The sequence below is a fragment of the Escherichia sp. MAL-1 genome (genome assembly GCF_052948035.1).
Genome location: NZ_CM129609.1, coordinates 4,237,934 through 4,258,053 on the forward strand (window position 1 = coordinate 4,237,934; position 20,120 = coordinate 4,258,053).

Annotated in this window: 17 protein-coding genes and 2 pseudogenes; 5 read left to right on the plus strand and 14 right to left on the minus strand. The window is 47.5% G+C overall.

The annotated features are described in order from the left end of the window. Positions 1 to 49 precede the first annotated feature (49 nt). From uxuR to uxuA, 3 genes are all read right to left on the minus strand, one after another. Positions 50 to 823 carry a Uxu operon transcriptional regulator gene (uxuR, locus tag ACU8XX_RS21155; protein WP_000833679.1) on the minus strand — a complete coding sequence of 258 codons (774 nt, stop codon included), beginning with the start codon at positions 821 to 823 and terminating at the stop codon, positions 50 to 52. Positions 824 to 1,037: 214 nt separating this feature from the next. Next, positions 1,038 to 2,498 (minus strand): fructuronate reductase, encoded by a 1,461-nt coding sequence (locus ACU8XX_RS21160; protein WP_000208222.1) that lies wholly within the window; start codon positions 2,496 to 2,498, stop codon positions 1,038 to 1,040. An 80-nt stretch (positions 2,499 to 2,578) separates the two neighbouring features. Next, positions 2,579 to 3,763, minus strand: coding sequence for a mannonate dehydratase (gene uxuA / locus ACU8XX_RS21165; RefSeq protein ID WP_000438591.1), 1,185 nt, complete (start codon positions 3,761 to 3,763; stop codon positions 2,579 to 2,581). Positions 3,764 to 4,102: 339 nt separating this feature from the next. Here uxuA and gntP point away from each other — a divergent pair, with 339 nt between their 5' ends. Continuing rightward, positions 4,103 to 5,446, plus strand: coding sequence for a gluconate permease GntP (gene gntP / locus ACU8XX_RS21170; protein ID WP_000558251.1), 1,344 nt, complete (start codon positions 4,103 to 4,105; stop codon positions 5,444 to 5,446). 242 nt (positions 5,447 to 5,688) lie between these two features. Here gntP and fimH read toward each other — a convergent pair whose 3' ends face one another. The 9 genes from fimH to fimB all read right to left on the minus strand — a co-directional run bounded on the left by fimH (position 5,689) and on the right by fimB (position 14,441). Further along, entirely contained in the window at positions 5,689 to 6,591 is a 903-nt protein-coding gene (gene fimH / locus ACU8XX_RS21175) for a type 1 fimbria D-mannose specific adhesin FimH (protein ID WP_024176559.1), read from the minus strand. A 19-nt stretch (positions 6,592 to 6,610) separates the two neighbouring features. Then, positions 6,611 to 7,054 (minus strand): fimbrial protein, encoded by a 444-nt coding sequence (locus ACU8XX_RS21180; protein ID WP_077897989.1) that lies wholly within the window; start codon positions 7,052 to 7,054, stop codon positions 6,611 to 6,613. Between the two features lie 72 nt (positions 7,055 to 7,126). Next, complete coding sequence (gene fimF, locus ACU8XX_RS21185; protein WP_001244826.1) at positions 7,127 to 7,657, minus strand: type 1 fimbria minor subunit FimF; 531 nt, start codon at positions 7,655 to 7,657, stop codon at positions 7,127 to 7,129. 9 nt (positions 7,658 to 7,666) lie between these two features. Continuing rightward, positions 7,667 to 10,303 carry a fimbrial usher FimD gene (gene fimD, locus ACU8XX_RS21190; RefSeq protein ID WP_000121007.1) on the minus strand — a complete coding sequence of 879 codons (2,637 nt, stop codon included), beginning with the start codon at positions 10,301 to 10,303 and terminating at the stop codon, positions 7,667 to 7,669. Positions 10,304 to 10,369: 66 nt separating this feature from the next. Beyond that, positions 10,370 to 11,095, minus strand: coding sequence for a type 1 fimbria chaperone FimC (gene fimC, locus ACU8XX_RS21195; RefSeq protein WP_000066560.1), 726 nt, complete (start codon positions 11,093 to 11,095; stop codon positions 10,370 to 10,372). A gap of 36 nt (positions 11,096 to 11,131) precedes the next feature. Beyond that, positions 11,132 to 11,671: a fimbrial protein gene (locus ACU8XX_RS21200; RefSeq protein ID WP_000824105.1), complete on the minus strand. Its 540-nt coding sequence runs from the start codon at positions 11,669 to 11,671 to the stop codon at positions 11,132 to 11,134. 64 nt (positions 11,672 to 11,735) lie between these two features. Further along, the gene (fimA, locus tag ACU8XX_RS21205) at positions 11,736 to 12,284 is read right to left on the minus strand and encodes a type 1 fimbrial major subunit FimA (RefSeq protein ID WP_000695543.1); all 549 of its coding nucleotides are present in this window, start codon (positions 12,282 to 12,284) and stop codon (positions 11,736 to 11,738) included. A gap of 480 nt (positions 12,285 to 12,764) precedes the next feature. Beyond that, a complete protein-coding gene (fimE, locus tag ACU8XX_RS21210; RefSeq protein ID WP_000044711.1) occupies positions 12,765 to 13,361 on the minus strand; it encodes a type 1 fimbria switch DNA invertase FimE in 597 nt (198 codons plus the stop codon). Positions 13,362 to 13,838: 477 nt separating this feature from the next. After that, positions 13,839 to 14,441, minus strand: a complete 603-nt coding sequence (gene fimB, locus ACU8XX_RS21215) for a type 1 fimbria switch DNA invertase FimB (protein ID WP_000790583.1) — start codon at positions 14,439 to 14,441, stop codon at positions 13,839 to 13,841. 1,455 nt (positions 14,442 to 15,896) lie between these two features. On the opposite strand from fimB, the gene nanC reads away from it, so the two are divergent. The 3 genes and pseudogenes from nanC to ACU8XX_RS21230 form a co-directional block, all read left to right on the plus strand. After that, positions 15,897 to 16,613 carry an N-acetylneuraminic acid outer membrane channel NanC gene (gene nanC, locus ACU8XX_RS21220; protein ID WP_072002294.1) on the plus strand — a complete coding sequence of 239 codons (717 nt, stop codon included), beginning with the start codon at positions 15,897 to 15,899 and terminating at the stop codon, positions 16,611 to 16,613. Positions 16,614 to 16,632: 19 nt separating this feature from the next. Continuing rightward, entirely contained in the window at positions 16,633 to 17,739 is a 1,107-nt protein-coding gene (gene nanM, locus ACU8XX_RS21225; RefSeq protein WP_029403685.1) for an N-acetylneuraminate epimerase, read from the plus strand. A 286-nt stretch (positions 17,740 to 18,025) separates the two neighbouring features. Continuing rightward, positions 18,026 to 18,370, plus strand: a pseudogene (locus ACU8XX_RS21230) (sialate O-acetylesterase); the annotation flags it as partial. Between the two features lie 332 nt (positions 18,371 to 18,702). On the opposite strand, the gene ACU8XX_RS21235 reads toward ACU8XX_RS21230, so the two are convergent. Continuing rightward, on the minus strand, positions 18,703 to 18,792 hold the full coding sequence (locus ACU8XX_RS21235) for a hypothetical protein (RefSeq protein WP_374758120.1): 90 nt from the start codon (positions 18,790 to 18,792) through the stop codon (positions 18,703 to 18,705). Beyond that, on the minus strand, positions 18,792 to 19,442 hold the full coding sequence (locus ACU8XX_RS21240; protein WP_001037977.1) for an HNH endonuclease: 651 nt from the start codon (positions 19,440 to 19,442) through the stop codon (positions 18,792 to 18,794). The genes ACU8XX_RS21235 and ACU8XX_RS21240 overlap by 1 nt, the downstream gene beginning before the upstream one ends. A 136-nt stretch (positions 19,443 to 19,578) precedes the next feature. Between ACU8XX_RS21240 and ACU8XX_RS21245 the strand changes: the two are divergent. Beyond that, positions 19,579 to 19,728: pseudogene (locus ACU8XX_RS21245) on the plus strand (phosphorothioated DNA-binding restriction endonuclease); the annotation flags it as partial. Positions 19,729 to 20,120: the final 392 nt, after the last annotated feature.

The window sequence follows — 20,120 nt, forward strand, 5'->3', positions numbered from 1 at the left end:
AATTTAAGAAAGCGCAAGGAACGTTTACCCTTGCGCTTATTATAATAAGTCAGGCGTCGACTTTATCCAGCGGCCATGAATCAAACAGATAGCCATCAAAATAAATATCGTCAACGTTCGAGAATTCCAGCAGACGTTGCTTAACGTTTTCCAGATGCTGCCACATTGCCAGCTTCGCCGCTCGGGCATCTTTTTTGATTAACGCGGCGAGGATCTGTTTGTGATCGCCCAACCACTCTTTGCGATACAGGCTGTCATCCAGATGGCTGTGCAACTGGATCCACATTGGATTGTTTTCCCGCCACTGCCAGGACTGACGGAACAGCTCCACCAGCATGCTGTTATGCGTTGCTTCGGCAATAGCGAGATGGAACTGCATGTCACCGCTTTCGCTGCTGCCCGGCGCACTGGAAGCCAGTTCACGCTCTTCCAGTTGCAATGCCTGACGCATTTTGACGATATCTTCGCGGGTAGCCTGCAAAGCGGCAAACTCGGCGATGTTGCTCTCCAATAACTGCCGCGCCTGTAACAGCTCAAAAGGACCGGCATCGTTGCAGACGTTGGCATCCGGACTGTCTGTGTTCTGGCTGCCTGAGTTATCAAGAACATAGATACCGGCACCCCGGCGTACTTCCACCAGCCCTTTGATCTCCAGCATGATCAGCGCTTCACGTACCACCGTCCGCGTGACATCAAGCATTTCTGCAATTTCACGCTCCGGCGGCAGCCGTTCGCCAGGATTGTACGGCGTCTTTATGATCAGATCGCGGATCATCGCCCCGACTTCCTGGTAAGGTCTTTGCGCAGAGGTGGCAGATTTCATGGTGTTGTGTCCGTTAGGTGCGGTTAATCAAATTTTTGCCGGATGCGGCGTGAACGCCTTATCCGGCCTACAACGGGCAATTTTACGGCCCCCGTTAATCTCAAACTATACCATTAGCACTGGAAGTTGGCACGTATAGGTGGGCAAAAAAACGAAAACTGGTCAACCAAATATCAGTTTGATTGACCAGTAAGTCTGTAGGGTAATCAGTTAGTTACAGCGCAGCCACACACTCGCGCGCACCGCGTTCGCACAGCTGCTGATATGCCGCCGTCACTGCGCCAACAAAGTCGGCATTCTGCGGCAGATCATCGGCAAAAATACCGCTCAGGCCCAGCAGCGCTTTCACGCGGTCTGCGCCCTGATACTGCGCGTTGACCTTCTGGAACTCCGCCAGCATCGGGTCGACCACGTCAATGGCATTACCCTGCTCATCCACGCCCTGGGTGTAACGCATCCAGCCAGCCACGCCCAGCGCCAGGTGACGCCAGCTGCCGCCGTTTTGCAGGTGCAGACGCACCGGGTCCAGCAGACGCTGCGGTAACTTCTGGCTGCCGTCCATCGCAATCTGCCAGGTACGGTGACGCAGAGACGGGTTGCTGAAACGCTCGATCAGCAGCGTCGCATAGGCGTTCAGGTCCGTACCTTCCGGCATCGACAGCGTTGGCGCTTGTTCCTGCATCATCAAGGAGAAGGCCGCTTTGCGATAATCCGGGTTAGTCATGGTGTCGGCAATGGTTTCATAGCCGCCGAGGTAACCGAGGTATGCCAGGAAAGAGTGGCTGCCGTTCAGCATACGCAGCTTCATCATTTCGAACGGCACAACGTCTGCAACGAACTGTGCGCCCACTTTATCCCAGTCCGGGCGACCGTTAACGAAGTTATCTTCAATCACCCACTGACGGAACGGTTCGCAGGCAATGGCGCACGGGTCGTAAACACCCAGCTGGTCAGCAATTTCCTGCAAGGTTTCTGGCGTCGCCGCCGGAACGATGCGGTCAACCATGGTGCACGGGAAGGTGACGTTTTCTTCAATCCATGCCGCCAGCTGCGGGTCACGCGCCTGAGCCAGTCCCAGTACCGCGACCTTCGCCACATGGCCGTTTTCACGCACGTTATCGCAGGACATCACCGTAAACGCTTTCAACCCTTTTTCACGACGCAGCCGCAGGGCTTCGACGATGTAACCAATCGCGGACTTCGGCGCAGTCGGGTTTTCCAGATCGTGCTTGATCAGTGGGTTATTGAGATCCAGCTGACCGCTTGCCGCATCAGCGCAGTAGCCTTTTTCCGTGACTGTCAGAGAGACAATCGCCGTCTGCGGACGCGCCATCGCATTGAGAATACCTTCGCAGCCGTCGATTTCCGGATGCAGCGCTTCTTTCATCGAACCGATAATTTTCAGCTCGGTGCTTTCCGCGCCTTTTTCCGCCACGGTGTACAGCAGTTGCTGTTTTTTCAGGTTTTCGATCAGCACGCGGTCGTTGCCTGGCATCAGGTTAACTTCGCAGATACCCCAGTCGCTGTCGGTGCTTTCCAGCAGGTGATGGGTATACAGCGCCTGGTGCGCGCGGTGAAACGCCCCGCAACCGAGATGCACAATGCGTGATTCCAGACGAGAATGCTCCCATGACGGGCGGGCAACCGGCAGATTGCTGTCAACAATAGTAGTCATCGTAAACTCCAGAATCCGTCTTCAGAGAGTGACGGCAAGGAAGAAGGAACCGGCACGGCGCGCAGCCATGCCGGTGGGTATTAACGGCTAAAGAAAGCGCGCTGGATCGCCAGTTCGACACCGCGAACTTCGGCCAGGCCTTTCAGACGACCAATTGCGGAGTAACCTGGGTTGGTTTTCTTCTTCAGGTCGTCCAGCATCTGATGACCGTGGTCCGGACGCATCGGGATCAGGTCTTCTTTGCCTTCCGCTTTACGACGGTGTTCTTCTTCAACAATCGCTTTCACCACTTCGTACATATCAACGTCACCGTTCAGGTGCGCCGCTTCGTGGAAGGTTTTCGGGTTATCTTCACGCATGGTGGAGCGCAGATGGGTGAAGTAAATACGCGGACCGAACTGCTTGATCATATCAACCAGATCGTTGTCAGCACGCACGCCGTAGGAACCGGTGCACATGGTGAAACCGTTCGCCATGCTGTTTACGGTATCAACCATCCACTGCATATCTTCAATGGTGGAAACAATGCGCGGCAGGCCAAGGATCGGGCGCGGCGGATCGTCCGGGTGAACCGCCATACGCACGCCAACTTCTTCAGCAACTGGAATAATCGCTTTCAGGAAGACGGCAAAGTTTTCGCGCAGCTTCGCTTTATCGATATCTTTGTACAGCTCCAGGTGCTTACGGAACTGGTCGAGGGTATACCCTTCTTCCGCGCCCGGCAGACCGGCAATGATGTTACGCGTCAGACGCGCTTTGTCTTCGTCGCTCATAGTGGCGAAGCGAACAGCAGCCTGAGCAATTTCTTCTTCGGTGTAATCCGCTTCCGCGCCTGGACGTTTCAGGATATGCATTTCGAATGCAGCGAATTCGATCTGGTCGAAGCGCAGAGCTTTGGAGCCGTCTGGCAGCACGTATTCGAGGTCAGTACGGGTCCAGTCGAGCACCGGCATGAAGTTGTAGCACACGGTGCGAATGCCGCACTGCGCCAGGTTGCGCAGAGTCTGCTGATAGTTAGCGATCCACTGCTCATAGTTGCCAGTGTGGGTTTTGATATCTTCGTGAATTGGTACGCTTTCTACGACAGACCACACCAGGCCTGCGTCTTCAACGATCGCCTTGCGTTTGAGGATCTCTTCTACGGACCATACTTCGCCGTTCGGGATATGGTGCAGCGCGGTAACCACGCCAGTTGCGCCCGCCTGACGGACATCAGCTAAAGAAACCGGATCGTTTGGGCCGTACCAGCGCCAGGTCTGTTCCATGATTTTTCCTCTTTCACATAGTGGGTTCCACAGCAAAGAGACGCAGAACCCTGGAGTTGTTTAGGTATCCGGATGAACAACCAGACCGCAGCCGTGGCGTTGCATCGGATGAGATGGCGTATAAGTTCTACCTTTTGGTAAGACATGTCAACCCGAATTCTGAAATTGGTTAACCACATCACAAGAATTTCACTCTCATGGTTGTTGCTGCAAATTGCAGCAAAGGGTAATCGATGGTTATTGATCAGAGGATGTGACATTCATCGCAACAATGGTTGACCAATTTACATAACATGTCGCCCAAAATAACAACGGTTCAACCAGGTAAGGTAAAACGTTATGCATGTGCTTAACATTCTCTGGGTGGTATTCGGCATTGGCCTGATGCTGGTACTGAATTTGAAGTTCAAAATCAATTCAATGGTGGCTTTGTTGGTGGCGGCGCTGTCCGTCGGGATGCTGGCGGGCATGGATTTGATGTCGCTGCTGCACACTATGAAAGCGGGCTTCGGCAACACGCTGGGGGAACTGGCTATCATCGTGGTGTTCGGTGCGGTCATCGGTAAATTGATGGTCGACTCCGGCGCGGCTCACCAGATAGCGCATACGCTGCTGGCGCGTCTCGGTCTGCGCTATGTACAGCTGTCGGTGATTATCATCGGCCTGATTTTTGGTCTGGCGATGTTCTATGAAGTGGCCTTTATCATGTTAGCGCCGCTGGTTATTGTTATTGCCGCCGAAGCTAAAATTCCGTTCCTGAAACTGGCGATCCCGGCAGTAGCAGCTGCCACTACCGCACATTCACTGTTCCCACCGCAGCCGGGTCCGGTGGCGCTGGTGAATGCTTATGGCGCGGATATGGGGATGGTTTATATCTATGGCGTACTGGTGACGATCCCAAGTGTAATCTGCGCAGGTCTGATCCTGCCGAAGTTCCTCGGCAATCTTGAGCGCCCAACGCCATCATTCCTGAAAGCAGATCAACCGGTAGATATGAATAATCTGCCCTCTTTCGGCGTTTCGATTCTGGTGCCGTTGATCCCGGCGATCATTATGATCTCCACCACCATCGCCAATATCTGGCTGGTAAAAGATACCCCTGCCTGGGAAGTGGTTAACTTTATTGGTTCCTCGCCGATTGCGATGTTTATTGCGATGGTGGTTGCATTCGTACTCTTTGGCACCGCGCGTGGTCATGACATGCAGTGGGTGATGAACGCTTTTGAAAGCGCGGTGAAGAGTATTGCAATGGTGATTCTGATCATCGGTGCGGGTGGCGTGCTGAAGCAGACCATCATCGACACCGGCATTGGCGACACCATCGGCATGTTGATGTCCCACGGCAATATCTCGCCCTACATCATGGCATGGCTGATCACTGTGCTAATTCGTCTGGCGACGGGTCAGGGTGTCGTTTCGGCGATGACCGCCGCCGGGATTATCAGTGCTGCAATCCTTGATCCAGCAACCGGTCAGCTGGTTGGAGTGAATCCGGCGCTGCTGGTGCTGGCGACGGCTGCGGGTTCCAACACCCTCACCCACATTAACGATGCATCTTTCTGGTTGTTCAAAGGATACTTTGACCTGTCAGTAAAAGACACGTTGAAAACCTGGGGTCTGCTGGAGCTGGTCAACTCCGTGGTTGGGCTTATTATTGTGCTGATTATTAGCATGGTAGCGTAAAAGGACACCAGAGCCTGCCAATGGCAGGCTCAGACTGATGACAAAGTCTAAAAATGTGCCCGGACAGTCCCCTCGCCCCTCCGGGGAGAGGGTTAGGGTGAGGGGAACAGACCAGCAAAGTGCGCTTTGTTTATGCCAGATGCGACGCTGACGCGTCTTATCTGGCCTACAAAGGGCTAACGTGCAGGTTTTTAGCTTCAGGTAATATTGCGTACCAGCATTAGCAATGTCCTGTGATTTCTTTATTGATAAACAAAAGTCACGCCAATAATCGATTGCACATTCCCTGCAGTCACCTGCCCTCCGGTACGTGCATAATTTGCCGTTAATCCCAGACTTACCGCCGAAGTCCCTACTGCTCCTAACGATACCGTGTTATTCGCTGGAATAATCGTACCGTTGCGCGTCAACTGTACGCCGACGCCCTGCGCTGGTGAAAACGACGCGGTATTGGTGAAAATCGAGTTGCCCGCATCTGCGGTTGTGCCGGAGAGGTAATACCCCAGGTTTTGGCTTTTCGCACAATAAACGGTAAGAGGAATCGGCACTGAACCAGGGTAGTCCGGCAGAGTAACGGTGACATCACGAGCAGAAACATCACAGCCGCCAGTAGGCACCACCACATCATTATTGGCGTAAATATTCCACACAAACTGGAAATCATCGCTGTTATAGTTGTTGGTCTGTCGCAAAATAAGCACGGCAATTAATGAGCCAGCTTTAATCGCCACCCCGCCCGCACTGCTCACAGGCGTCAAATAAAGCGCCACCGGCCACGGCTTATCCGTTCTCGAATTATAAACAACCCGCGGCGTTTCGCTGGTGGTCGGAAATGGATAGCTACTGCCACTATATTTTACGGTCCCGGAAAAATTAGATAACACGCCGCCATAAGCCGAGCCTCGTTGCAGTGTGACATAGTCTGTAATGGTTTCCGGATAATCGTTATGGCAAAAGATTTGCGTCGAAAGATCTACGACCAGGTTTTGCCCCACATTCACGGCAGGCGTAAGGTTTACATAAACATTAGCGCTGCCACCGCCAATAGGGATAGCTGTACCATTGGCGGTTTTACAGGCGAATGACCAGGCATTTACCGACCAGCCCATCAGCAGTACAGCAAACAGGGTAATAACTCGTTTCATTACAATCATCTCTTCGGGTTCAGCTGTAGGTATAGGTGATGCTAATCACTGCCTGAATGGTTCCCTGAGTGGCTCCGCCATTTACTGTCAATGCTCTGACCTGTAACGGGAAGTGCGCTGATTGTGAGGAATCATCCACCTGAACTGTTTTGGTTGCGCCAGTATTCAATGTGTTGCCACTGTCATCCTGTAGCTCTAACTGGATGTTTTGCGCGGTCCCCTGGTTTTTATAATATCCAGTACTGTCGGCTGCCCCGCTGAAACTAGCAGTGACCCTCGACGTTCCCACCGGACAATTAGTCAACTCAAGCGCAACATCATGCCAGGCCGATGCCGCCCCGGCAGACATCAGACTGAAAGAATAAAGATCGCCGAGATCAACCGTGGCATTGGTGGTGGAAACCGTACACGGTTTGGCGACGACCTTACCGTTCACCGTGATGGTGACATCGGCTGCCTGTATCGTCGCACTTGCGAGCGCCAATATTGCCGCCAATACATACCCACGTTTGCACCATTTCATGAGCATCTCCAGTTACTGATATTCAAGAGTGAAGGTAGCCGTGGCATTGATATGCCCCGCAGTGACAGGCACCTGTGTCGCCATTAGCCGGGCGTAAAAATTCAGCGTATTTGGTTTACCCGGCGTCAGGGTCGTCCACGAAATCGCGGACGATGGAGCATTAAGGGGGATTTGATTTTGCTGCTCATTCAGAAGTTGTATTCCCAGTCCCGAAGCCGCTGACACCGTATTTTCAAGTGCAAGCAGGTTGGCATTGTGGCTATCTGCAACGCCAGTAAACCCAACCTTTACGGCAGAAACGGCGTTACCACAGGGTGACAGCAAAATACGAAATGGAACGACAGGAGTCGTCGCGCCAATGTTGTTAAATTGCTTCGCCGCGTTTTCCATCAGATCAACAGTAAAATTGGTTGATTCAGCGGCCACACTACAGCCGTTATCTCTGACATAGCCGCGGATAGTAATCGTGCTATCCGCAGCCAAAGCGTGACTCACCGCCAGCCACAAAAAAGCGCACAGAAGATAAAAAGGTTTGTTTCTCATCACGCCCCCTTAACGACATTCAGCTGATAGCTGGGTTAATAACTGCTGCTGACTCTCTGGTGGCAGTTGATAATTGGCGACACAGTGAGCATTTTCCTCTTCTCCCCATTTCACCTGAACTTTTCCCGCTAAAGGCATTCCGCTGAGGTAAACCTGGCCATTATCCGCAACAATGCCGCTACTCTGGCTACTCTCTGATGTCACCATCGCCCCGAACGGCAGCGGCTTATTATTGTGGGTTAGCGTCATGAGCAGTTTTATCCCAACGCGCGCTTTAAACTCTGCTCGCACGATCGCCCCACGAGTGGGAACAACGTTAGCGACCGCGTTATCTAAATCGACGTTATCAGCCAGGGTATTGGTATCCAGCGCTACTCTGTTTTCCCGATATTCAGTGGCATAAGGCAGCACGGCATAACCGCGCCAGTCGGTACGCACCCCCGTCTGGTTTTCGACTTTTGCATCTTTTGCGCCAGGCGCTTTAACAAGCACCACCGTATCGTTTAACGGCTGCCCCAGCGTTACGCCATTGGCATGAGCCAGTACCCCACCGCTGACTCCGTAATAGAGCTGCTTAATATCATCGCTATGGCTGTAACCGATGTTGGCATTGCCGTAGCCACCGCGATAATTCAGCGTGGCGTAGCCTGTGCTTCCGCTATTACCATCGCCTCCCCCGGCATAGCCGGTTTGCACGCTATAGCTGAGGTTGTTGTCTTCCAGCAACGTACCGTATACACCAGCCAGATTGGTCATCCGACCGTTGAGATCGTGTGACATGCTGTAGCTGGCACTGGCATGTCGCCACTGAGATTTACTGTCAGAACGCAGCCAGTGGCTGAAAGGAATATTGACGTTAAGCGCTAACATCTGATCCCGTCCTTTTTGCCAGGCGTTTTTCGTCAGGCTATAGCTGAGCGTCCAGTTGATATCTTCGAACGCAGTATTTAATCCAGCCTGGAATTGCTCATCGACATTACTCGTTCCCCAATAAGTTTGATGGCTACCACTCAAATACAGTGTTGATGTGCGCCCGAGTTGCTGAGTAACGGTGAGCTGTAATTTCCCGCGTTTGTTATAAGCGAGGTTGTAATAGTCGGTGAATTTTGGCTTAACCTGAATAACTCCATCCTGTGTTTCGATGTTGTAGCCATTCATTCGACTGTATGTTGTATCAGCGAAATTAAAATATCCGCTGGTCGAATAACGGTAACCCACTAACTGAATATTCGTGCCTGACTCATTGAGCGATTTGTTATAGAGAAAACGCACCGATTGTCCGTCATGCTGACTGTCATCGGGAAGTGTGGAATTAGCCTGCGTCATATCCACAGACAGAGCGCCCAGTGCCCCCATGTTTTTCCCGATACCGAAATTAAAAGCACGATAACGATCCGCCAGTTGCGTTCCACCATATATTGTCCAGCCAGCCGGAAGGCCGTGGAGTAATGTACTCTGGAAAAAGCGGGTTTTTTCCTGCTGCGCATTTCCACTACGGTATTCTCCTGCCGTAATGGAATAACGAGTATGCCCTTCACGTTGCAAAAGCGGGACTGACGAATAGGGTACGGTAAAAATCTGCGTGCTGCCGTCAGCCTCTTTGATCGTTACCTGCAAGTCACCACTATTACCTGCGGCATAGATATCGTTGATGGTAAAAGGCCCCGGTGGCACCGTACTATTATAAATGTCATACCCATTTTGTTTAATAGTGACCTGTGCAGTACCACGAGCAATACCGTGGATCACCGGGGCAAATCCTCTTTGGCTATCGGGTAACATATTGTCATCTGAGGCCAATTGTGCGCCGCGAAAGTTAATACCATCGAAAATATCGCCCTGGGTATAACCATCACCCAACGTCAGCCGGGAACGTAAAGGAATTATGTCTCGCTCAAGCCAGGTATTGATATGCTGCCATTTATTTTTGCTACCTGATGAACTGTCGCTACTGTTATAACTCCAGGTGGTATTGTCGCGTAAACGCCACGCACCAATATTTAACCCACTCTGTAGGTTTAAATATGCATAATGGCTGTTACCCCCAATCCGATTCTGCACACTATTTCCGCTGAAATTATAATTGAGCAATCCGGCATTAATACCGGGATCCCATAACTCAGGAGGAATATAACCACGCGCGCGATTACTCATAAATGCCTGAGGGATCGTCAGGTTCAGTCGCTGCTGACCAACATCCAGATGCGCAGTAGCGTCCTGGACCATTGTGGTTAATGGCACACAGGCATCATCCGCCAGCAGATTCATACCGGCGACAGAAGCCGTATTCAGCCCCATACTGGCGAGTTGCGCGCGTGTCAGGCAGGGAACAATCCCTTGTTCACTGTCGCCCGTATTAAATGTGACATCACGCGTTGCCATATAACCATTATTCAAATAGATATCGACGCGATACGTCCCTGGCGGTAATTCTTGCCCATTTTCAAAACGCGATAAATCGGCCACAGCCTGGGGATCATCCGCTAAAAAGCGCGGATTAAAATAGAGGTCGGCAGATGACAAAGGTGCCTGTGCGGCAAAAGCACAGGCGACAACGAGTCGGACAAAAAAACCAGCCAAACGATGCTTACGAATATGCAAGCATTGTGTGTTTCGCTGGTAAAGTCTTAAATTCAGATATGACATTATTCCTCCGGTTTAAAATCACCCGGCAGTCAATTCTTTTTATTCAGGCGAAAAATTCCCCCTGCGTTATTCCATTACGCCCGTCATTTTGGGGGTAAGTGCGCCATAATCATTTATTGTTCGGTAAGTAATATTGCTTCCTGCATCAGAAGGCAATTTAACCGTGCTTTCGCCCATTGGAGGCACCAATGCATTTTCAAGAACCCGGGTTCCGGCATTCAACTCTGTTACCGTCAGGTAATAGGGTGTCGGGTTAATCAGCGTCAGAGAATTCGCGCTACGACGAAATCTTAATTTTTCTGCGGCCTGATCGGGTGGCAACGCTAATTTAGCCGGGCGATAGTACAGTTTAATGCGGCTGATAATTGCGAGCTGTAGCGTATTCTCAGTCAATTTTGATTTATCCATTGACGGAATCGCTTTAACGTTCATCCAGAATAAACTTTCCCGGTCCTGTGGCAATTGGTTATTTGTTGCATCAAGAATACGTAAGGTATTCTCTTTTTTTCCCTTCATCGCAAACAGAGGAGGCGTCACGATAAAACGACCATCCTTTACACCATCGGCATTTTCCACCCATGATTGAATTAAATAGGTACTATTTTCATCATTATTTGTCACGGCAAGTTGCACTTGTTTTTGCCCTGCCGGATAAATTACGCGAGTCGCGCCTAAGGCCACTCCCGCTTCAGCGCGTCCGGCAACCATCATTGCCATGAACATCAGGATACCTGCCAGCAAGCAGAATGTTATTTCCTGCGATTTCCTTACATTGACGTTTTTATTACTCACTGTCCTGTTCCTGTTATCACATTATCTGCTGAACAATTACTGATAGGTTAAAGAGAACCAGGCCTGGGCATTGGCGATGCCGCCAGTAACCCGACGCCCGGTAGCACGATATTTGGCGATGAAATGTAGCGAAGTAGAGCCTGAGTAAAGCCGTTTCCAGTTTGCTGGAGGACGATTAATCGGTACGAGGTTTCCTTCATCATCAAACAACGCTACGCCAATATTGGTGGCTATCCCTGGCCCCTCTCCCACGGAAAGCACATCCGGATTTTTACCATCCGCGACACCGTGAAACGCCACACCCACACGTTCACTCACCACCGTGCTACATTCCCGTAAATGAATAACAAAAGGCACCGGTGCGCTATCTTCCCCTGCCGCATGAAACCGGTTACTGCTGATTTGCCCCATATTGACCGTCATTTGTTTATCACCGGCTTCAATCCGGCAAGTTTCCGCAATAATGACGCCCTGAAATTGCATATTTCCGCCGGGCAGCGTGGTATTCCATTTATTTCCGGCCAGAGCAAACATTGGCAGCAACGACGCTAACAGAAATAATCTCTTCCTTTTCATCGTTATTTTTATCGCACAAGGGTGGGCATCCCTGCCCGTAATGACGTCCTTGAACCTGGGTAGGTTATTGATACTGAACCTTGAAGGTCGCATCCGCATTAGCAGCACCCGGGGTTGCGGCCCCGGTTGCAAAATAACGCGCCTGGAACGGAATGGTATTGGTTCCGTTATTCAGGGTTGTTTCTGAACTAAATGTCGCACCGTCCAGCGCCAGCGCAGCACCCGTTCTGTCCAGGATCTGCACACCAACGTTTGTTGCGCTACCCGCAGCAGAACTCTGCAGAGCCAGTACATCAGTATGCGTAGCATCAATTGCCGTACCTAAGAAGGCAACAGCGGCTTTTGTGGCAACAGTGGTATCGCAATCATTCAGCTGAATGTTAAAACCAACGGCAGAGCTGGTTGCTCCAGCCTGCTTCAGGCTAGCGGTACGAACCTGTCCCAACTGAACGGTTTGATCAACAGAGCCTGCATCAACTGCGCAAGCGGCGTTAACAACTTCCCCTTTAAAGTGAACGGTCCCACCATTTACCGTCGTAGTATCGGCCAGAGCCGCTGCGGAACTGAGGGACAGAGCCGACAGAACAACGATTGCCAGAGTTTTAATTTTCATGCTGCTTTCCTTTAAAAAAACTATTTCTAAATCGACATGGGCAGTCGTTCTGTACACTTTGTTTTGTCAACGAGTTTGACTGCCAACACTGCACAGTTTTCCCCCAAAAGATGAAACATTTGGGGCCATTTTGACTCATAGAGGAAAGCATCGCGCACAAACTTTTTCAGTTTATTTGTTGGCTTAATATTCTATTGTTATCTTTATTTATAGATTTTTATATTGCATGAGGTGGTTTTTGGAGAGAAGAATGAGGAAGATGCGTCGAGCCAAAGAAACGTTAGCTTTACATATAGCGGAGGTGATGTGAAATTAATTTACAAGAGAAATAATTTACATATCAAACAGTTAGATGCTTTTTGTCGTTTTTTAATATTTTTATGCTTGAGAAAAAATACGTAACTTATTTATGATATGGACAGTTTGGCCCCAATTGTCTTGTATTTATTTGTTTTTTAACTTTATTATCAATGAGTTAAATCAAACCTCTTCTCTTTTTAATTTTTCGTTTATGAGATTATTTCTTTCCCATAATCCGGCAAAACGAGCAGCATTACTGGCGGTATAACGTACAGTATGGCGAATATTTCGATGCCCGAGATAATCCTGAATTAAACGAGTATCTGCACCACGCTCCGCCAGTTCATAACCGCAAGCATGCCTTAACATATGAGGATGAGTCTGCGTTACGGTTCCAGCTTCAATACCGGCATCGCGAATAATGCGATAGGCCTGCTGGCGAGAAAGCCGACTCCCACGGCGAGAAATAAATATAGCGTCGGTCCGGTCAGCGCCTTTCCAGTTAGCACGTTCCTGGGTCCAGCGTTCCACGGCTTCACGCTCATCAAAACGTAACGGGTGAACGGTAGAAAATCCGTTCTTCAGTCGGCGAATATTTATTCGACCTTCATTAAGGTCAAGATCCTGATAATGCAGATCAAGCAGTTCACTAATACGCATCCCATGCCGATATGCCAACAGAATAAGACAATAATCTCTGGCTCCCGTTGCCCCGTAACAAACCGCCTGCATCATGGCCTGAACTTCTTTACCGGTAAGATAACGACGTTTACTCACAATAGTAGTACTCCTAACTGAGATATATTTGAATGAATACCTATAGGAAACCTCAATCGGTCAAAATTAGCCCAATAGATAAAAAGATAACCACACACGAAGTGATGTGGCTATCAGTCAATTACATTAAATATCATACAAAAATAAAATATCACTGATGTGATAACATCTATTTTCATTGATTTGATTCAATATAACAATAGATTGCAGTGGATTAACTTCCAGTTGCTTAAAAAATAAAGAAAAAAGTGCGGAAACAGGAGAATTTAAGTGATGTGTAAATTTATGAATGATTTTGTTTATTTATTTTGAAGAACATAAACCATTGTATTTTGTATGGATATGGTTAACTTAATGTTTATTATGAAAATTAATAATCACACTTACAATAACATCAATTAATAAATGGTTAATCATTTTTGATATATCGTAAGAATAATGTAGTTTTTAACACCATCCCTGGTATCTCAACTATCTCTATAAAACAGCGTGACGCTGTCGTCCTCTGGCTCTATCCCAGATGCCGTAAAAACGCCCTGCATTGCTGGCGGTATACCAGACAGTATGACGAATATTGCGATGCCCAAGATAATCCTGGATAAGTCGCGTATCTATTCCCATATTCGCCAAAGCAAAACCACACGAATGGCGTAACATGTGCGGATGAATCTCCAGTGACAACCCGGCATTACCACCGGAAGTCGAGATAATATGGTAAAACTGTTGCCGAGAAAGCGGATTTCCCTTACGCGATAAAAATACCCATTCGCTCTCAGCATGCGGGTACGAAGTACGGATACTCAACCAGTTTTTTAAAGCCTGAACTTCTTTGTTCAATAGCGGGTGCGTTGTTGAAAAGCCTTTTTTTAATCGATGGATATATATACACTTTGCCTTAAGATCAATATCCGAAATCCTCAATCGACAAATTTCACTCGCCCGGAAACCATGAATAAAACAAAGCAAAGTCAGACAATAATTACGTGCTGCATGAGGCCCGGTATTTGCTGCTTTAAGGAGTGATTCGATTTCACTATGGGTCAGGAAGTTCCTTTTTTTGTTATCAGCCTTATTCTTCATCGTTTTTCCCTTATAATTACAGACGCGCACTAGCTGTGCTGGGTTAGCAATAATCCAACATTTTTATCCTGATTATGTTTATAAAAGCGAACGTTTGCTTAATAACTAACGTAAGTGGACCAGTTCTTCTGAGTGAACTTAAATGGAGTAGCAACAGTTACTTATAATAACGTTGCCATACAAACGCTATGCTCTTGCATGCTATGTACCTTTATATATTTATCAATCGGATACGAATCTAATAATAACCCTCATCATTAATGCAACTAATCTTATCTATATATCATGTGATATGTTCTGTAACAAGTAAAATCAACATAAAAAATTCAGCAAAATTTAATATTCGTTCAACTATCCGTCTCACATATGACATTATTAGACAACTCCATTTGCCACAAAATGGCTATTTCATGGAACGCAGTAATTTCTTAGTAGCTATTATCAGGCTAATTCTTAGGTCCCTAGCGATTATTCCTGGCTGGTTCGTCAGTTTAGTTCATGAGATTGTTACATTCCTTTTTATCCTGGAGATATGGGGGAAAGCAGGAGATGATTTTTTCATCTGCATCCGTTGGTAAATATGGCTTTGGTCACTGCGACTTAAACCTTCCTCAATCACAGCTGTTCGCCGGGCTATTCGGCAAACAAGCTAAGTGAAACATCATCCTGAAAACACCAACATCAACAAGCCTCTCCAGAGAGACTTCAGGAGTGACCAGCTACAAGCCACAAACCAGGAAACATATTTCATGATGAGAATTATGCTCAGCCTGATGGCGGGTAAACACTTATTTTCACCACGCCCACTGAGTTATCTTGCAAATCTTTCCTTGTTTATACTCTAAATAAATTACTTATAAAACAGATAATTAAATAACAACCCTTGGTTTGTGAAGGCCTCCGCAAGTGTTCGTTTGGCTTCACATGGCATCTTCTTCTTAGAAAAATATCGACATATTTTGTGACACGAATTGCAAATCTGGTTTTGTTGTATGGATTGCGTGATTTTTGATCTGGTATAACAGGTATAAAGGTGCACCAAGATAGTCAATGAGACAGGGCATCTCGCAATCTATGGCAAACATCACTTCAGTTCTTTCACATCGGGTGATGAAAATGCACTTCAGTCTGAAAGGAATATGAAAATGAGATCAACAGACACTCTATTTTATGACTCTGGGTAAAATGGATTGAGTAAGTGATATAGCTTACGAACATTCAAATCAATTAAACATCAGAAGAGATTTTATACTCAGGTATTTAATCTGGCTCTCTGTTTATTTAAATAATGTGAAAAGAGATTTTTCACAGGAGACCTTATACAAAAAATATAAAATACAGCTACCGGTTGCCAAAGACACTATAAGCCTGGCAAAAAAATATTACACAACATAAATGCTAATTGTTTATGCGGGCTTTGTATTGCTTTCTGTTTCCTACAAATGAGTGAAATTTATGAAAAAGGCTAAAATACTTTCTGGCGTATTATTACTGTGCTTTTCGTCACCATTAATTTCTCAAGCTGCGACACTGGACGTACGTGGTGGATATCGTAGTGGAAGCCATGCCTATGAGACTCGACTCAAAGTCAGTGAGGGATGGCAAAATGGATGGTGGGCAAGTATGGAAAGTAATACCTGGAATACCATTCATGATAATAAAAAGGAAAATACCGCACTCAATGATGTTCAGGTTGATGTTAATTACGCGATTAAACTTGATGATCAATGGACGGTGCGCCCGGGAATGTTAACGCATTTTAGCAGCAACGGCACACGCTACGGACCCTACGTAAAACTGTCCTGGGACGCGACAAAAGATCTTAATTTTGGCATTCGCTATCGTTACGACTGGAAAGCTTACCGACAACAAGACTTATCCGGTGATATGTCTCGTGATAACGTTCATCGTTGGGATGGATATGTCACTTACCATATTAATAGTGATTTCACCTTCGCATGGCAAACGACGCTATACAGCAAACAGAACGATTATCGCTATGCAAACCATAAGAAATGGGCGACGGAAAATGCATTTGTTCTACAATACCATATGACGCCGGATATTACGCCATACATAGAATATGACTACCTTGACCGTCAGGGTGTTTACAACGGCAGAGATAATTTATCGGAAAACAGTTATCGCATTGGTGTGTCATTTAAACTGTAGTAGACAGGAGACAGTCACAATGAATAAAACAATAACGGCGCTTGCTATCATGATGGCTTCATTTGCCGCAAACGCGTCTGTATTACCGGAAACTCCTGTGCCATTTAAAAGTGGTACCGGAGCAATTGATAACGACACTGTCTACATTGGTTTAGGTAGCGCAGGTACGGCATGGTACAAGCTGGATACACAGGCCAAAGATAAAAAATGGAAAGCGTTAGCTGCATTCCCTGGTGGACCAAGAGATCAAGCAACCTCTGCATTTATTGATGGCAATCTGTATGTGTTTGGCGGCATTGGCAAAAACAGCGAGGGCTTGACTCAGGTATTTAATGATGTACACAAATACAACCCCAAAACCAATAGTTGGGTTAAATTGATGTCGCACGCGCCGGTGGGCATGGCGGGCCATGTGACTTTTGTACACAACGGCAAGGCTTATGTTACTGGCGGTGTTAACCAGAATATCTTCAATGGCTATTTTGAAGATCTCAACGAGGCTGGAAAAGATCAAACCGCTGTAGATAAAATCAACGCTCACTATTTTGACAAAAAAGCAGAAGATTATTTCTTCAATAAGTTTCTGTTGTCTTTTGATCCCTCAACACAGCAATGGAGTTACGCTGGCGAATCTGCCTGGTACGGAACGGCTGGTGCGGCGGTTGTTAATAAAGGTGATAAAACCTGGCTTATTAATGGCGAAGCCAAACCAGGATTGCGAACGGATGCCGTATTTGAACTTGATTTCACCGGTAATAATTTAAAATGGAATAAGCTTGCTCCCGTCTCATCACCAGATGGCGTCGCTGGCGGTTTTGCGGGGGTAAGCAATGATTCTCTTATATTTGCCGGAGGGGCCGGATTCAAAGGTTCACGAGAAAATTACCAGAACGGTAAGAACTATGCGCATGAAGGCCTGAAAAAATCATATAGCGCTGATATTCATCTTTGGCATAACGGGAAATGGGATAAATCGGGTGAATTATCGCAAGGTCGGGCCTACGGAGTATCATTGCCCTGGAATAATAGTTTATTAATTATTGGCGGTGAAACTGCAGGCGGCAAAGCGGTGACGGATTCAGTTTTGATCACTGTGAAGGATAATAAAGTCACAGTACAAAACTAACGCTTCAGGGCCCCGGTAAAGGGGCCCTGCTATCAATTTACCATTTCAATTACGCGAAAATTATATGGACGCAATAATATCGCCCGATTATTACTATGTTCTTACCGTTGCTGGTCAGTCTAATGCCATGGCGTATGGCGAAGGACTGCCATTACCGGACAGTGAAGATGCGCCTCATCCCAGAATTAAACAATTAGCGAGATTTGCGCATACGCATCCCGGAGGCCCGTCATGTCACTTTAACGACATTATTCCACTGACTCACTGCCCACACGATGTTCAGGATATGCAGGGTTATCACCATCCTCTGGCAACGAATCATCAAACACAGTACGGCACCGTTGGCCAGGCACTGCATATTGCACGGAAATTACTACCCTTTATTCCTGATAATGCAGGGGTTCTCATCGTTCCATGTTGCCGTGGCGGATCGGCTTTTACAGCGGGCAGCGAAGGGACATATTCAGAACGGCACGGAGCCAGCCATGATGCTTGTCGTTGGGGAACGGATACTCCGCTATACCAGGATTTAGTCAGCAGAACGCGAGCCGCACTGGTAAAAAACCCGCAGAACAAATTCCTCGGCGTATGCTGGATGCAAGGCGAATTTGACTTAATGACCAGTGACTACGCGTCACATCCTCAACACTTTAATCATATGGTTGAAGCCTTTCGTAGGGATCTAAAACAATACCATTCTCAGCTTAATAATATTACTGACGCACCATGGTTTTGCGGCGATACCACCTGGTACTGGAAAGAAAATTTCCCTCATGCGTATGAAGTTATTTATGGCAATTATCAAAATAATGTTTTAGCCAATATTATTTTCGTCGACTTCCAGCAACAAGGTGAAAGAGGACTGACGAACGCGCCTGATGAAGATCCGGACGATTTAAGCACGGGATATTACGGTTCAGCGTACCGGTCACCGGAGAACTGGACGACGGCACTGCGAAGCAGTCATTTCAGCGCGGCAGCCCGTCGGGGGATTATTTCTGACAGGTTTGTAGAAGCAATTTTGCAGTTTTGGCGCGAAAGGTGAGCGTTCATTAATTTGATTTATTCGCATCCATCAGCGCTTTTAACTCCTCCGGCGTAAACGGTGGTTTGCGCCGGTGCAGCATCGCATGGCAATTAGGGCACACAGGAAGTAAATCATTAACTGGATCCAGCTGGTAATCCTCTTTAATGGCTGAAAGCGGCACCAGGTGATGCATATGGATAAAACCCTCAGCGATATCGCCATAGATCTTCACCAGATCAACGCCGCATACGTTGCACTGGCATCCGTGATGTTCGACTGCTTTCTCGCGAGCTTTTTTATCGCGTTCATAGCGGTTTACCGTCACCTTTATCGCCGCACCTTCAACGTAGGTCCCCTGCGACGGCAACTCATCCGGGAACAGAACATCGGCTATGGGAGCCGCAGCGGCTTTATCCTGATGAATATGAAATCCCTGATCTATAAGTAGCTTGACGCATTTAGATTTTATTCCGCCGGTGAAATCCGCAGGGGTAAATTGCGTCCCCGTCATCAATGTCGCTGCGATACCAGCAATCGCCTTCGAGGGGTAACGTCGGCCATGATATTCAATCTCATACAACCGTGCAGGCTGGAACTGATGAGTTTCTCCCGCATCCCATAAATGAATAGCTTTGATGATATACCGCCGAGGAAGATGATCGGGGAGTTTATTCATGGAGAATGTCCTTATACGTTCTCAGAACAAGCAGCAAAAAAACAAATGAGATCAAGGTAATATATCTTCACTTGCAGGCTTGAACAGCAGAAAATTTGCGAGCATGATCGCAATTATTTCACTGCCAGGGATATCAATGGCTTCCAGTAAATCGCTACAGCAGGCAATTGCCAATATAAAAATCTGGCATAAGGGTGAACAGCGCGCACCGCATAAACCATTGTTATTGCTATACGTATTAGCGGGATACCTGAATGGACATCCGCGCCTTTTCGATTATTGTAGTGGAACAGTCTACGAGGATGCAGTTTGAAGTGAGTAAGTAAAGGTTGCTGGAAACGATCAATGCCGCCATACAATGATATTTGAGGATCACCAATGAGTAATAAAAACTACGAAAGTCACCGCAAAGCAATTGTTAGTAAAGGTATACCACCCGCTCTATTAAATAGGCTCACCAATTCGGATGTTCAGGTGATCAATACCTTCTTAACACGAGTGAGCAAACTGGAACTATCTCAACAAGAGAAAGACTGGATCATAAAAATCATCTCTATGGTTTAGACAATTTCAGCCTTGTAGCCTTTCAAGGGTTTTGTGTGGGTACAAACATTATCGAATCGGGATATAGCCGCAGCTGTAGCTGTATCCACATCAGTAAGTTGATGTAGGTTGACT

Coding starts and splice junctions, on each gene's coding strand:
- fimH (WP_024176559.1), bottom strand. CDS start 6,591: ATGAAACGAGTTATTACCCTGTTTGCTGTACTGCTGATGGGCTGGTCG.
- ACU8XX_RS21235 (WP_374758120.1), bottom strand. CDS start 18,792: ATGAACGCTCACCTTTCGCGCCAAAACTGCAAAATTGCTTCTACAAAC.
- fimB (WP_000790583.1), bottom strand. CDS start 14,441: ATGAAGAATAAGGCTGATAACAAAAAAAGGAACTTCCTGACCCATAGT.
- ACU8XX_RS21160 (WP_000208222.1), bottom strand. CDS start 2,498: ATGACTACTATTGTTGACAGCAATCTGCCGGTTGCCCGCCCGTCATGG.
- fimA (WP_000695543.1), bottom strand. CDS start 12,284: ATGAAAATTAAAACTCTGGCAATCGTTGTTCTGTCGGCTCTGTCCCTC.
- nanM (WP_029403685.1), top strand. CDS start 16,633: ATGAATAAAACAATAACGGCGCTTGCTATCATGATGGCTTCATTTGCC.
- gntP (WP_000558251.1), top strand. CDS start 4,103: ATGCATGTGCTTAACATTCTCTGGGTGGTATTCGGCATTGGCCTGATG.
- fimF (WP_001244826.1), bottom strand. CDS start 7,657: ATGAGAAACAAACCTTTTTATCTTCTGTGCGCTTTTTTGTGGCTGGCG.
- ACU8XX_RS21200 (WP_000824105.1), bottom strand. CDS start 11,671: ATGAAAAGGAAGAGATTATTTCTGTTAGCGTCGTTGCTGCCAATGTTT.
- ACU8XX_RS21240 (WP_001037977.1), bottom strand. CDS start 19,442: ATGAATAAACTCCCCGATCATCTTCCTCGGCGGTATATCATCAAAGCT.
- nanC (WP_072002294.1), top strand. CDS start 15,897: ATGAAAAAGGCTAAAATACTTTCTGGCGTATTATTACTGTGCTTTTCG.
- uxuR (WP_000833679.1), bottom strand. CDS start 823: ATGAAATCTGCCACCTCTGCGCAAAGACCTTACCAGGAAGTCGGGGCG.
- uxuA (WP_000438591.1), bottom strand. CDS start 3,763: ATGGAACAGACCTGGCGCTGGTACGGCCCAAACGATCCGGTTTCTTTA.
- fimD (WP_000121007.1), bottom strand. CDS start 10,303: ATGTCATATCTGAATTTAAGACTTTACCAGCGAAACACACAATGCTTG.